At 44.9% G+C, this 13,992-nt stretch carries 15 protein-coding genes, 1 pseudogene and 2 riboswitches; of the genes and pseudogenes, 12 read left to right on the top strand and 4 right to left on the bottom strand.

Annotated features, from left to right (window positions below; translation table 11 throughout):
* The first annotated feature begins 55 nt into the window (after positions 1–55).
* A complete protein-coding gene (locus tag CDO84_RS06115; RefSeq protein WP_003232595.1) occupies positions 56–574 on the top strand; it encodes an acyl-CoA thioesterase in 519 nt (172 codons plus the stop codon).
* A 227-nt stretch (positions 575–801) separates the two neighbouring features.
* Positions 802–2,013, top strand: a complete 1,212-nt coding sequence (gene hmpA, locus CDO84_RS06120; protein ID WP_331281204.1) for an NO-inducible flavohemoprotein — start codon at positions 802–804, stop codon at positions 2,011–2,013.
* A 68-nt stretch (positions 2,014–2,081) separates the two neighbouring features.
* On the opposite strand, the pseudogene CDO84_RS06125 reads toward hmpA, so the two are convergent.
* Positions 2,082–2,294: pseudogene (locus CDO84_RS06125) on the bottom strand (hypothetical protein).
* Between the two features lie 108 nt (positions 2,295–2,402).
* On the opposite strand from CDO84_RS06125, the gene CDO84_RS06130 reads away from it, so the two are divergent.
* From CDO84_RS06130 to CDO84_RS06170, 9 genes are all read left to right on the top strand, one after another.
* Complete coding sequence (locus CDO84_RS06130) at positions 2,403–3,134, top strand: DUF421 domain-containing protein (protein ID WP_040083340.1); 732 nt, start codon at positions 2,403–2,405, stop codon at positions 3,132–3,134.
* A 91-nt stretch (positions 3,135–3,225) separates the two neighbouring features.
* Positions 3,226–3,753 (top strand): DinB family protein, encoded by a 528-nt coding sequence (locus CDO84_RS06135; protein ID WP_040083339.1) that lies wholly within the window; start codon positions 3,226–3,228, stop codon positions 3,751–3,753.
* Positions 3,743–4,258 (top strand): GNAT family N-acetyltransferase, encoded by a 516-nt coding sequence (locus tag CDO84_RS06140; RefSeq protein ID WP_040083338.1) that lies wholly within the window; start codon positions 3,743–3,745, stop codon positions 4,256–4,258. Before CDO84_RS06135 ends, CDO84_RS06140 begins: the two co-directional genes overlap by 11 nt.
* A 32-nt stretch (positions 4,259–4,290) precedes the next feature.
* Positions 4,291–4,402: riboswitch (guanidine-I (ykkC/yxkD leader) on the top strand.
* 76 nt (positions 4,403–4,478) lie between these two features.
* Positions 4,479–4,817, top strand: coding sequence for a multidrug efflux SMR transporter subunit YkkC (gene ykkC, locus CDO84_RS06145; protein WP_014663694.1), 339 nt, complete (start codon positions 4,479–4,481; stop codon positions 4,815–4,817).
* Positions 4,817–5,134, top strand: coding sequence for a multidrug efflux SMR transporter subunit YkkD (ykkD, locus tag CDO84_RS06150; RefSeq protein WP_014476583.1), 318 nt, complete (start codon positions 4,817–4,819; stop codon positions 5,132–5,134). The genes ykkC and ykkD overlap by 1 nt, the downstream gene beginning before the upstream one ends.
* 70 nt (positions 5,135–5,204) lie before the next feature.
* Positions 5,205–6,107, top strand: coding sequence for a formyltetrahydrofolate deformylase (purU, locus tag CDO84_RS06155; protein WP_014663695.1), 903 nt, complete (start codon positions 5,205–5,207; stop codon positions 6,105–6,107).
* A gap of 350 nt (positions 6,108–6,457) precedes the next feature.
* Positions 6,458–7,555 carry a glutamate 5-kinase gene (gene proB / locus CDO84_RS06160; protein ID WP_014663696.1) on the top strand — a complete coding sequence of 366 codons (1,098 nt, stop codon included), beginning with the start codon at positions 6,458–6,460 and terminating at the stop codon, positions 7,553–7,555.
* 11 nt (positions 7,556–7,566) lie between these two features.
* Positions 7,567–8,814, top strand: coding sequence for a glutamate-5-semialdehyde dehydrogenase (proA, locus tag CDO84_RS06165; RefSeq protein ID WP_014663697.1), 1,248 nt, complete (start codon positions 7,567–7,569; stop codon positions 8,812–8,814).
* 128 nt (positions 8,815–8,942) lie between these two features.
* Positions 8,943–9,368 (top strand): organic hydroperoxide resistance protein, encoded by a 426-nt coding sequence (locus CDO84_RS06170; protein WP_014663698.1) that lies wholly within the window; start codon positions 8,943–8,945, stop codon positions 9,366–9,368.
* 40 nt (positions 9,369–9,408) lie between these two features.
* Here CDO84_RS06170 and ohrR read toward each other — a convergent pair whose 3' ends face one another.
* Complete coding sequence (gene ohrR / locus CDO84_RS06175; RefSeq protein WP_040083337.1) at positions 9,409–9,843, bottom strand: organic hydroperoxide resistance transcriptional regulator OhrR; 435 nt, start codon at positions 9,841–9,843, stop codon at positions 9,409–9,411.
* A 142-nt stretch (positions 9,844–9,985) separates the two neighbouring features.
* Between ohrR and CDO84_RS06180 the strand changes: the two genes are divergently transcribed.
* A complete protein-coding gene (locus CDO84_RS06180) occupies positions 9,986–10,396 on the top strand; it encodes an organic hydroperoxide resistance protein OhrB (RefSeq protein WP_014663700.1) in 411 nt (136 codons plus the stop codon).
* A gap of 336 nt (positions 10,397–10,732) precedes the next feature.
* On the opposite strand, the gene guaD is transcribed toward CDO84_RS06180, so the two are convergent.
* Together guaD and metE are read right to left on the bottom strand one after the other, a co-directional pair.
* Positions 10,733–11,203, bottom strand: a complete 471-nt coding sequence (gene guaD / locus CDO84_RS06190) for a guanine deaminase (RefSeq protein WP_040083336.1) — start codon at positions 11,201–11,203, stop codon at positions 10,733–10,735.
* Between the two features lie 173 nt (positions 11,204–11,376).
* Positions 11,377–13,665, bottom strand: a complete 2,289-nt coding sequence (gene metE / locus CDO84_RS06195; protein ID WP_040083335.1) for a 5-methyltetrahydropteroyltriglutamate--homocysteine S-methyltransferase — start codon at positions 13,663–13,665, stop codon at positions 11,377–11,379.
* A 127-nt stretch (positions 13,666–13,792) separates the two neighbouring features.
* A riboswitch (SAM riboswitch) is annotated at positions 13,793–13,948 on the bottom strand.
* Between the last annotated feature and the right edge of the window lie 44 nt (positions 13,949–13,992).

A 13,992-nucleotide genomic window follows, 5' to 3' on the forward strand; every position in this document is an offset into this window, starting at 1 on the left:
TAGGAGAATATAAGTGCATTTAGCTAAAAGATCAGACATCAAAGGGGAGAAAGGTATGGAAACACCGGAAACAAGATTTTGTAAAGAGTCAAAGGTTGTAAAAACCAGCAGGGTGTTCCCGCTTGATACGAACAACCATAATACGCTGTTTGGCGGAAAATTAATGAGCTACATCGATGACATTGCCTCTATTTCTGCGGCGCGCCATTGCAGACGTGAAACCGTAACAGCTTCAATGGATTCTGTAGATTTTTTAAAACCGATCGGGCAAAAGGATTCTGTCTGCCTAGAGTCGTATGTGACATGGGTCGGCACATCTTCCATGGAAGTATTTGTGAAAGTTATTAAGGAGCATTTGATGACTGGCGAACGGGAACTCGCTGCCACATCCTTTTTGACATTTGTCGCATTAGATTCAAATGGCAAGCCGGTGCCTGTACCGAGAGTTGTACCGGAAACAGAAGAAGAAATCATGCTGCATAATACAGCTGTACAGCGCGCTAATGAACGAAAGAACCGCAAGAAACACAGCCAGGCGCTTGCAAATGCGCTTGGAACTGATAAGCCTTGGTGAACATTAAACCCAAAACATAAGTTGTTTTGGGTTTTTTTTGTACTTTTCAATGGTGATTATTTCAATGGTTAGTCCGTTTTTGCTAGGGGATTCTATAAAAAAGCAACAAATGTCATGTTAAATTGATAATTTTGTGACAACTTTATTAAAGATTCATTTTAGATATATCTTTTATTCGTAAGATCATGTATTTTAAAGATATATTCTAAATACATCTTTTCGAAAGGATTGTTTATACAATGTTAGATAACAAAACAATCGAAATTATTAAAAGCACTGTACCCGTATTGCAACAGCATGGAGAAACAATCACTGGCCGTTTTTACGATCGGATGTTTCAAGACCATCCAGAGCTTTTGAACATTTTTAACCAAACAAACCAAAAGAAAAAAACACAGCGAACTGCATTGGCAAATGCCGTTATTGCAGCTGCGGCAAATATTGACCAATTAGGAAACATCATTCCGGTTGTCAAACAAATCGGCCACAAGCACCGCAGTATCGGAATTAAGCCTGAGCACTACCCAATCGTCGGTAAATATTTGCTGATTGCCATTAAAGATGTATTGGGAGATGCTGCAACCCCTGACATTATGCAGGCATGGGAGAAAGCGTACGGAGTAATTGCTGACGCGTTCATAGGAATTGAAAAAGAAATGTATGAACAGGCGGAAGAGCAAGCCGGCGGCTGGAAAGAGTATAAGCCGTTCGTCATCGCGAAAAAAGAGCGGGAAAGCAAAGAAATTACGTCCTTCTATTTGAAATCAGAAGACGGCAAGCCGTTACCTGAATTTCAAGCGGGGCAGTACATCAGCCTAAAAGTTCGGATTCCTGATTCTGAATATACGCATATCCGCCAGTACAGCCTGTCTGATATGCCGGGAAAAGACTATTATCGAATTTCAGTAAAAAAAGATGGTGTCGTGTCTTCCTATCTACATGATGGGCTTCAGGAGGGAGATTCAATAGAGATCAGCGCACCGGCAGGGGACTTTGTTTTAAATCCTGCATCACAGAAAGATCTCGTTTTGATCAGTGCCGGAGTTGGTATTACACCAATGATCAGCATGTTGAAAACATCTGTTTCCAAACAGCCTGAACGGCAAATTCTGTTCATTCATGCGGCGAAAAACAGTGAATATCACGCATTGCGCCATGAGGTAGAAGAAGCCGCAAAACATTCTGCTGTTAAAACTGCATTTGTGTATCGCGAGCCGACAGAGGAAGACCGTGCAGGTGATCTTCAATTTCATGAAGGACAGATTGATCAGCAATTCCTCAAAGAACTGATTGCCAACACAGATGCAGATTACTATATTTGCGGTTCACCGTCGTTTATTACGGGAATGCATAAGCTTGTATCAGAGCTCGGATCAGCGCCGGAGTCTATCCATTACGAGCTATTCGGCCCGCAATTAAGTTTGGCACAGTCCGTTTAAACACGAAACTCTTCTCCTTTCAGAGAAGAGTTTTTTATTGAGAGAGAAGAAGGCGGACAAGCGCCGGTTTACATCCGGACAATCACTGACCCGCCGCCGTTTGTGCATACACGGTTTTGCATTGTTCTCAGCCTTCATTGTTTACCTCAATCGCTCTGCTGCTCCATCCTTAGCTCTAAACCGACCAGCCTGTCAAGTGTTTGCTGTTGCTGATAGTCCGTGAACTGGGGAGCCGATGGCAGATCGCAGGGCCAATGGGAATTCGTCTTCTGATATTTCATATTGCGCCTCCAATCGGTGTCACTTTCTATTGGACAAAAGGCATGCATAGAGGGTCTGCCACTGGGCACAATAGGCTCAATATGATCAGCGGATGGAGGTAAAGATCGGTGTTATGGATGGTATGGGTATTTTTACTGAAGCCAGTTATCGTATTTTCGATTGCATATATTTTGTTTCGGCTTGCCGGTAAAAAAGCTGTGTCACAAATGAACAATTTTGATCTGCTTTTGACCTTCGCAATCGGAACCATCATCAGTGAGCCGATCCTAACATCCAAGCTGCCGATGTCAATTTATTATGCGGGCGCTTTTTTGGTGCTTTATCTAATAATGAGCAAGCTCTCATTATCTAATAAATGGCGATGGCTCCTGGTCGTGAGCCCAACTGTCTTAATCCGAAACGGGGATATTGATGAACGCGGCCTCCGTAAAGAAAGGCTGACTGTTAATGAACTGCTCGGAAAGCTGAGGGAAAAGGGGTATGCTGATCCGGCTGACATTGATCTTGCCATCATTGAAGAAACGGGAGAAGTAAGCGTCATCCCAAAAGAGGAAGCGAGAGCGGTGCAGGTGCGGGATTTGAATATGAAAGCTGAACGGAATTTTATCCCGATTCCGCTCATACTGGACGGCGAAATCCTTGATCATAATTTGAAATATCTCCAAAAAAACCGATCCTGGCTGTTTGAGAAGCTTGAGGAAAAAGGGTACAGCCCGAAACTGCTGTCTTCAATCACCCTTGGCACGATGAATGCGCGCGGCGATATATCACTTGATTTAAATACCTCTAATGAACCGCAGCATGATCCTTATTTATATAAACCGGGAAATAACAATTAAGATGGCTCTCTATTGCAATGAGAGCTTTTTTCTTTTTTAAAGGGAATTATTGTTTGGTGTCAAATGTACCTAGTTAGGAGGGGAGCTGAACATGAATGACTTATTCATAAGAAACGATATGGCACCAACGGTCAGTCTGCTATATTCCGCAGTGGAAGAAAACAGTCTCCGTCTGGCTTCTATCGTAAGCCACATGACGCACAGTGAACTTTACTATAAGGGGCGCTGCCAAACAAAAAACAGCACGGCTCAGCTTTTGCACCATATCGCAAATGTTGATATCAGATGGGTCTGGCGGATCAAGGGGAATCGGATACCGAATCATATTGAACAGGCATACGGCCCGATGACAGATCAAAACGGACAGCTGCCTGAACCGAAGAATCAACCCGGATTAGATGAACTCCTGAAAATACATCAGCATGTGGTAAACGAGCTGAAATCGGTATGTTACACCTTAACTGAAAATGATTTGCATCAGCCTCTTTCTTATGATGGTGACACCGCGACCATACGGTGGGGCATTTGGCATATGTCAGATCATAGCCGCTATCATCAAGCACATATTGAAGCCCTCAAAAAAGAATGGAAGCAGGATGTGGCGAAATATGAGCGCTAAAACGAAGCTTGTAACCGATCGAATTCGTTTGCGCTGTATGGAAGATCGGGATCAGGCTTATTTGTTTGAACTTTTTAACGATCCTGACGTCATGAAATATTACTCCGGTTTAAAAGATAAGAGGCAAACCCGCGAGTGGATCAATTGGAACAAACGAAATGAAAAAGGGTACGGCGTCAGTCTGTGGGTCGCCGAAGATAAGCGGACAGGGGATTTTTTGGGACAATGCGGCATCGTACCACAGCAGATCGAAAATCAAACAGTAATGGAAATTGGCTATATGTTTGCCCGCCGCCACTGGGGGAACGGCTATGCGCAAGAAGCGGCTCGGGCCTGTCTGGACTATGGCTTTAACGAGCGGCAGTTCGGCAAAATGGCGGCTTTGATTGATCCGGGTAACAAAGCGTCCATACGGGTAGCGGAGAAAATCGGCATGCATTACAGCAAAACGATCAGAAAATGGAATAAACCGATCGCTGTTTATGAAAGAAAATCTTACAATTGAAAGATAGAGCTGAGTTTAGTATGATGATATCATGTAAAGTTTTCTAGGGTTCCGCATGTCAATGGACATGGACTGGTTCGAGAGAAAACACATACGCGTAAATAGAAGCGCGTATGCACACGGAGGGAAAAAAGCCCGGGAGAGTCAATCTCATGTGAGACGACTGTCCGGGGTTTTTTTGTTTTCGGAGAATCTTAATAGATAGAAAGGAATGACTCAAATGAAATGGGGATTGGTCGTGCTTGCCGCTGTTTTCGAGGTTGTTTGGGTGATAGGCTTAAAGCACGCTGACTCAGCCTTAACATGGAGCGGCACTGCCATCGGCATCATATTCAGCTTTTATCTTCTAATAAAAGCAACTCACAGTCTGCCTGTCGGTACTGTATACGCCGTCTTTACCGGACTCGGCACAGCGGGAACGGTACTTAGTGAAATTATTCTGTTTCATGAACCAATTGGATGGCCGAAGCTATTGTTAATTGGCGTGCTCTTAATCGGTGTCATCGGATTGAAGCTTGTGACACAGGATGAGACAGAGGAAAAAGGAGGAGGGGCATAATGCTGCACTGGATCAGTTTACTGTGCGCGGGCTGTTTAGAAATGGCCGGCGTGGCCCTTATGAATCAATATGCGAAGGAAAAAAGCGTGAAATGGGTGCTGTTGATCATTGTTGGTTTTGCCGCTTCATTTTCCTTGCTGTCGTACGCAATGGAAACCATTCCGATGGGAACGGCTTACGCGGTCTGGACAGGGATTGGCACCGCCGGCGGGGCGCTTGTCGGCATCCTCTTTTACAAGGAGCAAAAAGACGCCAAACGGATTTTCTTTATCGCGTTGATTTTATGCTCAGCGGTTGGTTTAAAAATTTTGTCATAAATTGATTTTTATCAAATCTTCAGTATAATGGATAAATAGTTTAGACTTACAAAGATAAGAGGGATTATTCATGAAATCATATATGACTCAGCGGATGGACGATTACCGTGACGGAAATGAGGATAAAGGACGCCTTTTGGTCAGCTGTCCCGATCAGCCGGGGATCGTCTCCGCGGTTTCCGCGTTTTTATTTGAACACGGCGCTAATATTATAGAATCAAATCAATATACGACAGACCCTGAAGGCGGGCGGTTCTTCCTGAGAATCGAATTCGACTGTGCGGGCATTCGTGAGAAAAAAGAATCCCTTCAAGCGGCGTTTGCCTCTGTTGCGGAAAAATTCGACATGACCTGGAGCTTAACATTGGCAAGCGAGCTGAAGCGCGTCGCCATCTTTGTTTCGAAGGAGCTTCACTGCCTGCATGAGCTGATTTGGGAATGGCAAACCGGCAACCTTATGGCGGAGATCGCTGTTGTCATCAGTAACCATGAGGAAGCGAGAGAGCTGGTTGAGCGCCTGAACATTCCATTCCACTATATGAAAGCGAACAAAGACATCAGAGCGGAAGTCGAAAAAAAGCAGCTTGAACTGCTGGAGCAGTACGATATTGATGTGATTGTGCTCGCACGCTATATGCAGATTCTAACTCCTGATTTTGTTTCGGCTCATCCGAATCGCATCATAAATATCCACCACTCATTCCTGCCTGCTTTTATCGGTGCGAATCCGTACAAACGGGCCTACGAGCGCGGCGTGAAACTGATCGGTGCGACATCTCACTATGTGACAAACGATCTTGATGAAGGGCCAATCATTGAACAGGATATTGAGCGCGTAGACCACCGCGATAATGCGGAAGCGTTGAAAAATATCGGAAGAACAATTGAGCGCAGCGTGCTTGCCCGTGCTGTGAAATGGCATTTGGAAGACCGCGTCATCGTTCATGAAAATAAAACAATCGTCTTTAACTAGACCGCAAAATGCCCGCGCAATGCGGGCTATTTTTGATCACAAAAAACCTTGACAAGTGTCTCTTTTCTTTGCATAATATAAAAAAATCATTGAGCGTTGAAGAGGATTAGTAAGCAGACCTTTCTGTGACAGAGAGCAAAATGACCCGCTGAAACATTTTGCCGCATGAAACCTGCCGAACCTGCCTTGGAGTCTTAGGGGGAAAACCTAGGCGCATAACCTGGCGTTACAGGAGAGCGGAGCGTGCACAAGCGCGTTCAATCAAGGTGGTACCACGGAAACCCATTTCGTCCTTATGAATCAGGATGAAATGGGTTTTTTTATTGTAGAAGAGCCGCGGAGGAGAATAAATGAAAAAACAAAGAATAGTAGTGAAAATAGGAAGCAGTTCGCTCACGAATAGCAAAGGGAGCATTGATGAGGCAAAAATCAGAGAGCATGTTCAGGCCATTTCCGTGTTGAAAAAAGCGGGGCATGAAATGATCCTGATTACCTCGGGAGCCGTAGCGGCGGGGTTTTCAAGCCTCGGTTATCCGTCCCGTCCCGTTACCATCAAAGGAAAACAGGCGGCAGCCGCGGTCGGACAAACACTGTTAATGCAGCAATATATGAATCAATTTAAACAATACTCATTGACTCCGGGACAAATCCTTTTAACGAGAAATGATTTTTCGAAAAGAGAACGGTATCGAAACGCGTATGCTACGATAATGGAATTATTAGAACGGGGCGTCATTCCGATTATCAACGAGAACGATTCTACATCTGTTGAAGAATTGACTTTCGGAGATAATGATATGCTTTCTGCATTAGTCAGCGGATTGATTCACGCAGACCAGCTTATGATTCTCACCGACATCAACGGACTGTATGATGCCAATCCGAATGAAAATCCTGAGGCGAAACGATTTGATTATTTGCCGGAGATCACACCTGAAATGCTTGGATATGCAGGTTCAGCCGGATCAAAGGTCGGCACCGGCGGAATGAAATCAAAGCTGTTAGCCGCACAAACCGCGCTGTCTCTGGGAGTGAAAGTGTTCATTGGAACAGGCAGCGGGGCGCAAAAACTTGCGGACATTTTAGACGGGAGGGGAGACGGCACTTATATCGGAGACAAAGAACTGTCTTCGGTTAACAACACGAGGCAGTGGATTCAGTTCCACTCTCCGATATCTGGAGAAATCATCATTGATGCGGGTGCCGAAGAGGCGATGATCCATAATGGAAGCAGTCTGCTGCCCGCTGGCGTTGTGGGCGTTAACGGAAGTTTTCCGAAAGGGGCGGTTGTGGAAGTCAGGGGACCGGGCGGCGTGATCGGCAAAGGCCAAACTCATTACTCCTCCGAGGAGATTATGGAGGCTAAAGGCAAACGAAGTGACGAACTTGATTTTGAGAAAACGTTTGAGGTTATTCATAGGAATGACTGGGTCAATGTAAAAGACTAGGAGGCGGAAAAATGAGTGAAGTTTCTGTAAAAGCGAAGCAGGCGAAAGAAGCAGCAGCCGAAATGATCATGAAAACAACAGTCGAGAAGGATGAAGCGCTCAGTCTCATTGCAAACGGACTCCGTAAAGAACTGGATTTTCTCTTGGCGGAGAATGCAAAAGACATTGAGAACGGAAAAGAGAATGGTTTAACACCGGACATCATTGACCGTCTCACGCTGGATGAGAAACGTATACGCGATATCGCGGACGCGGTGGAGCTCTTAATCGACTTAGCGGACCCGGTCGGCGACTCTCTTGAAACGATTGAAAAAGAAAACGGCCTGTTTATTGAAAAAATCCGTGTGCCGCTCGGTGTCGTAGGAATGATTTATGAGGCGAGGCCAAACGTCACAGTTGATGCGGCTACCCTTTGCCTGAAGACAGGGAACGCGGTTGTTCTGCGGGGGAGCTCCTCAGCCATCCACAGCAACAAAGCGCTCGTCAGTGTCATTCACAGAGCACTTGAGCAATCAGCGCTTCCGATTCACGCTGTGCAGCTGATTGAGGATACGAGCAGAGAGACAGCAAAAGAGCTCTTTACGTTAAATGATGGCTTAGACGTATTGATTCCGCGCGGAGGCAAGAAACTGATTGATCTCGTTGTAAGAGAATCAACAGTTCCTGTATTAGAAACGGGAGCTGGAAACTGCCATATATTCATCGACGAAACGGCTAAACCGCAAATGGCAGAAAAGGTTGTCGTAAATGCCAAAACGCAGCGCCCTTCCGTATGCAACGCGATTGAATCATTGCTGATTCACAAGGCATGGGCAAGACAGCACGGGAAAGAATTGCTGGCCCAGCTGGAAAACGCGGGAGTTGAAATTCGCGGTGATGAACTTGTATGTGAACTTCACCCTTCAAGCAAACAAGCATCAAAAGAAGATTGGGAAACTGAATTTTTAGCGCCTGTCCTCAGCGTAAAGACGGTTGAGAACGTCCAAGAAGCTGTGAAGCATATCCAACAATACGGCACCAATCATTCTGAAGCGATATTAACTGAAAATGACAAAAACGCGGCTTATTTTCAAACGGCTGTCGATGCTGCCGCTGTCTATCATAACGCGTCAACCCGTTTTACTGATGGCTTTGAATTCGGCTATGGAGCCGAAATTGGCATCAGCACGCAAAAGCTTCATGCAAGAGGGCCAATGGGGCTTCCTGCACTGACTTCTACTAAATACATCATTAAAGGAACTGGGCAAATCCGCGAATAGCGGGGAAATATTTGATACAGAAGCTTATCTCGTTACGGGATAAGCTTTTTTTATGCGGCAAAAAATTGACATTACAAAATAGATTGTGTACAATTTAATTGCACAAAAGATATTAGGGGGATAAAAAAATGAGTCAGCCATTATTTACAGCAACTGTTTCAGCGGTAGGAGGAAGAGAAGGAAAGGTCATTTCATCAGACCGCGTTCTTGAGCTTGATGTCGCAATGCCGGGAACACCAAGAGCAAAGAAATTAGAAAAAGCGACAAATCCAGAGCAGCTCTTTGCAGCGGGTTATGCAGCTTGCTTTGACAGTGCATTGCAGCTTGTCGCAAGAACAGAACGGGTAAAAGTAGAGACAGAGGTTACAGCGAATGTCAGCCTGTTAAAGGATGAAGCGGACCAGGGCTATAAGCTGGGTGTGACGCTGCAAGTAAAAGGAGAAGGAGTCAGTGCATCAGAATTGGAGGCGCTTGTGAAAAAAGCGCACGGCGTCTGCCCGTATTCAAAAGCAACCTCCGGAAATATTGAAGTGACGCTTGAAGTTGTTGAATAAATAAAAAGAGGATGCCCCGCACAGGGCATCCTCAATTTTTTTAATGAAGTGTTTCCAACAATGTATATAGAGCGGACTTTAACTGTTTTAGATCCTCTCCAGATAGCTTTGAGAGCCCTAGAATCGTCTCTGGAATGTCAACCGCTTTTTCTTTTAATAACGCTCCGTCCTCTGTCAGGCTGACCAACACGGATCGCTCATCCTCTTCAGATCTTTTTCTCATAATCAAACCCTGTTGTTCCATTCGTTTAAGCATTGGAGTAAGTGTCCCTGAATCTAAATACAGCAGCTCGCCCATTTTTTTGACAGTAAGGGTTTCATGTTCCCATAACAAAAGCAAAGCCAAATATTGAGGGTATGTTACATTCAGCTTATCAAGCAGCGGCTTGTATTGCTTTGTCATTTCCCGCGAACTCGCATATAGCAAAAAACAAAGCTGATTCTCCAATTTCATATGATCAAATTTATTTTCCATTTTGTTCACCAACTCTTTTTGTCATTCGATTCTATTGTATCTGAAAAACTTCACTTTTCCTATTCTCGGCAAACATAGCATGTTTAAAAAGATCAGAAAGGGAAATATAACAACTAGATATAAATAAGGAGGCTGAATACAAATGGCATTATTTACAGCAAAAGTAACCGCGCGAGGCGGACGGGCAGGACATATTAAGTCAGATGACGGTGTTCTTGATTTTGATATTGTGATGCCAAACGCGAAAAAAGAAGGACAAACCGGCACCAATCCGGAACAGCTCTTTGCGGCAGGGTATGCTGCATGCTTCGGCGGCGCGCTCGAACATGTGGCCAAAGAGCAAAATATCGAAATTGATTCGGAGATTGAAGGGCAGGTCAGCCTCATGAAGGATGAGAGCGACGGCGGCTTTAAAATCGGTGTCACACTTGTTGTGAACACGAAAGATTTAGACCGGGAAAAGGCACAAGAGCTTGTCAACGCCGCTCATGAATTCTGCCCTTACTCCAAGGCAACCAGAGGAAATGTTGATGTGAAACTAGAATTAAAATAATAACCGGCATCCTGAGACTCTCAGGATGTTTTTTGTGTGGAAGCAAACAGAGCGGGCATGATTTTTCTCGAGGTCTGAAACATGTCTTATAAATGGATTCAGACTTATGCATGATGAATTGACGCGGAACGGGATAGGGGTGGGGCACAGATGATTGATAAAATGTCAGAGAAGCGATCACAGCGTTTGAAGCCTGATAAGTTACAGGTGAAGCGGGCGGCTGGTGCGGTGTCTGCCGTGCTGAATTGGCGTATATGACTGCTGTTTTGGATTTGCACAGGGCATAGCGGCTACTTAGAGAAATAACAAGAATCAGGCCGTGCATGCCTGATCCTTTTAATATTCTTTCTTGTTGGCAAGATCCCGCCATGCTTGAAACGGGGATAAATGCTCTGTCAGAGTCACTTGATAAAAGGGGATTGTTCTTTCTTCAGCGGGTTTATCAATTTCTTCATAAATGAATGAATCATCAAACCCGGCTTCGGCAGCGTCTGTATGCTCCGCTGCATAGAAAACGGCTTTCGGCCGGGCCCAGTAGATGGCGCCCAAGCACATTGGGCATGGTTCACAGCTCGTATACAAAATGCAGTCATCAAGCTGGTATGCCCCTAACACCTTACAAGCGTTCCGAATAGCTGTAACTTCAGCGTGGGCAGTCGGATCATTGTTTGTTGTGACGTTGTTCTGGCCCTCTGCAATAATGGCTCCGTCTTTCACGATAACAGCTCCAAAAGGCCCGCCGATACCTGCATTCACCCCTTCACATGCGAGAGTGACAGCCCGTTTTAAGAACGTTTCATGATTCATCCCAATCCCTCCTGTCAATAGAGTGTTATTAGTATAGCCGAAAAGAATGCAAAGAACATTCTTAAAAAAGTGCAAAATAAACAAAGTATTTGGGGGATTTGCTAAAATGAGAAACCGATTGTGGCTGTATTATAGAAAAAACCACCTGCTAAATGCAGATGGTTTTTTAAAAATTATACTAGCTGTGTCTGCTGTGCTCTCGCCTGTTTTGCGGCTTCAACCATGTTTTTCAATGCGGCAACCGTTTCTTCCTGCTGTCTTGTTTTCAATCCGCAGTCCGGATTTACCCAGAAGCGGTCAGTCGGACAGACGGCAAGCGCCTCAACAATAATGTTGTACATTTCTTCAGTTGACGGCACACGAGGGCTGTGAATGTCATATACACCAAGGCCAAGCCCTTTCAAATACGGGTGGTCTTTTAAGTAATCTAAAAATCCTCCGTGGCTTCTGCTATGTTCGATTGTAATCACATCGGCATCAAGATCATTGATCGTATCAACGATATCTTCGAAGTTGCTGTAGCACATATGTGTATGAATCTGCGTCTCGTTTTTCACGGAAGAAGTGGTTAATCTGAATGCTTCTGCCGCCCAAGTCAAATACTCATCCCAATCGCGGGTTTTCAATGGAAGGCCTTCACGCAGCGCTGGTTCATCGACCTGAATGATTTGGATGCCTGCGTCTTCAAGCGCTTTAACTTCTTTGCGAAGCGCAAGCCCGATTTGGAAGGCGATTTCTTTTCTCGAAATGTCGTTTCGAGGGAAAGACCAGTTTAAGATTGTAACAGGTCCCGTCAGCATTCCTTTCACATGCTTGGAAGTCAATGACTGTGCATAGACTGTGTCTTTCACTGTCATCGGTTCAATAAATTCAACATCTCCGTAAATGACTGGCGGGCGTACACAGCGTGATCCGTATGATTGAACCCAAGCGTATTTAGTGAAGGCGAAACCGGCCAGCTTTTCACCGAAGTATTCGACCATGTCTGTCCGTTCAAATTCGCCGTGAACAAGGACATCAAGCTCCAATTCTTCCTGAATATCAATCCATCTTTTTGTTTCCGCATTGATAAAGTTTTGATACTGTTCATCGGACCACTCAGCTTTCCGCCATTTTTGGCGTGCGCTCCGCACTTCAGCAGACTGCGGGAAGCTGCCGATCGTTGTCGTCGGCAAAAGCGGAAGGCCGAGAGATTCATTTTGCAGGGCTAAACGTTCTTCAAACGGAAGCGGACGCTTGAAGTCTTTATCAGTTAATTGCTCAAGCTCTTTCTTTTGTTCAGAATTGGCGCCTGTTGCAAACTGTTTAAGCGCCTGGATATCAGCCTTAGCCTGCTGAATCTCTTCGCTGATCGCCGCTTTTCCTGATACTAATCCCTCTTTCAAAGCTGTCAGCTCGGCCAGCTTTTCTTTTGCGTAGGATAATCCGTTCAATAGATCTGTTTCCAAGTGCTCATCGGGGTGTTTCGCTACTGGAACATGCAGCAGGCTGCTTGAAGGCTGAATCCACAGTTCATCAACTTTTGCAACGCTGAGAATATCAAGAACGGCATCGAGACGCTCTTCAAGATCTGCTTTCCAAATATTGCGTCCGTCGATAACGCCGGCTGCCAGCACTTTGTCTGTCGGAAAGCCATGTGTTTTAAGCAGTTCCAGGTTTCTCCCTTTATCGTGAACGAAATCAAGGCCAATTCCCTGAACTGGGTAAGAGATCAGCTCTTCATAAGCATCGACAGAATCAAAATACGTCTGCAAAAGCACATTCAAGGATGAAAGATCACTTGTAATGCTTTCAAATAATTCTTTTGCGCCGCGGACATCTTCGCTAGAAGCGGTAACGAGCGCCGGCTCATCAATTTGAACCCATTTTACGCCGTCTTCTTCAAGTTCTTTCAAAAGCTGTACATATAATGGCACAAGACGTTTTTGGATCGCTTTTGCTTCAGACGGTTCATAGCCTTTAGCAAGCGTAACAAATGTATAAGGGCCGACAATCACAGGCTTTGTTTCAACACCGTATGCCTCTTTGATGCGGCGATAATCTTCGAGCTGTTTATTTCTTGTCAGACGGAATTCAATGCTCTCGTCATATTCCGGAACGATGTAATGGTAATTTGTATTAAACCATTTTGTCATTTCACTAGATACAGCGTCTTTGATTCCGCGGGCGATGGCGAAGTATGTATCGGTAGCGTCAGTCAAATGCCTGAACCGTTTCGGAATCCAGTTGAAGCTGACGGCTGTGTCGAGTACATGGTCATACTGTGTGAAATCAGAAACAGGCACAACATCAATCTGCTGGTCAATTTGTGTTTTTACTGCGGATAAAAATAGTTCGTCAATTTGCTTCAAAAACGTATCTTTATCAGTACTGCCTTTCCAATACGCTTCAAGTGCTTTTTTCCATTCTCGGTTTAGTCCGATTCTGGGAAATCCTAAATTCGATGTTTTGATGGTTGTCATTGTTTCTCCTCCTTTATATGTAAAACACTCTCGTTAACCCGCGGATACAGGCTGCTAAGAGGTTTTCTCACAACAAAAAGCCTCTTTCCCATGAGAGAAAGAGGCTTTTCTACGTAAAACACTGCCTCTCTCATCTCTCAGACTCAATCTGATGGAATTAGCACCGTGCCTTATGAGACATCAGTCTCGGCGCGAAAAGCAGTGCGCCCCATTTCACAATGGTATTACGGTCGGTTGCTGTTGGGGTCAAAAGGCCAATCCCTCGCCCAACTCTCGATAAGAGAAAATGTTATTAATTTTTTGAAAAGTTGAATCATTTGTTGGTAA

It is taken from the genome of Bacillus sp. MD-5 (assembly GCF_002201875.1).
Classification (GTDB): Bacteria; Bacillota; Bacilli; order Bacillales; family Bacillaceae; genus Bacillus; species Bacillus stercoris.

Excerpts from the sequence above, each read along its gene's own strand:
- guaD (WP_040083336.1), bottom strand. The coding sequence starts at position 11,203 with ATGAATCATGAAACGTTCTTAAAACGGGCTGTCACTCTCGCATGTGAA.
- CDO84_RS06115 (WP_003232595.1), top strand. The coding sequence starts at position 56 with ATGGAAACACCGGAAACAAGATTTTGTAAAGAGTCAAAGGTTGTAAAA.
- ykkC (WP_014663694.1), top strand. The coding sequence starts at position 4,479 with ATGAAATGGGGATTGGTCGTGCTTGCCGCTGTTTTCGAGGTTGTTTGG.
- proB (WP_014663696.1), top strand. The coding sequence starts at position 6,458 with ATGAAAAAACAAAGAATAGTAGTGAAAATAGGAAGCAGTTCGCTCACG.
- ohrR (WP_040083337.1), bottom strand. The coding sequence starts at position 9,843 with ATGGAAAATAAATTTGATCATATGAAATTGGAGAATCAGCTTTGTTTT.
- metE (WP_040083335.1), bottom strand. The coding sequence starts at position 13,665 with ATGACAACCATCAAAACATCGAATTTAGGATTTCCCAGAATCGGACTA.
- CDO84_RS06180 (WP_014663700.1), top strand. The coding sequence starts at position 9,986 with ATGGCATTATTTACAGCAAAAGTAACCGCGCGAGGCGGACGGGCAGGA.
- CDO84_RS06135 (WP_040083339.1), top strand. The coding sequence starts at position 3,226 with ATGAATGACTTATTCATAAGAAACGATATGGCACCAACGGTCAGTCTG.
- proA (WP_014663697.1), top strand. The coding sequence starts at position 7,567 with ATGAGTGAAGTTTCTGTAAAAGCGAAGCAGGCGAAAGAAGCAGCAGCC.
- CDO84_RS06170 (WP_014663698.1), top strand. The coding sequence starts at position 8,943 with ATGAGTCAGCCATTATTTACAGCAACTGTTTCAGCGGTAGGAGGAAGA.
- CDO84_RS06140 (WP_040083338.1), top strand. The coding sequence starts at position 3,743 with ATGAGCGCTAAAACGAAGCTTGTAACCGATCGAATTCGTTTGCGCTGT.
- purU (WP_014663695.1), top strand. The coding sequence starts at position 5,205 with ATGAAATCATATATGACTCAGCGGATGGACGATTACCGTGACGGAAAT.
- ykkD (WP_014476583.1), top strand. The coding sequence starts at position 4,817 with ATGCTGCACTGGATCAGTTTACTGTGCGCGGGCTGTTTAGAAATGGCC.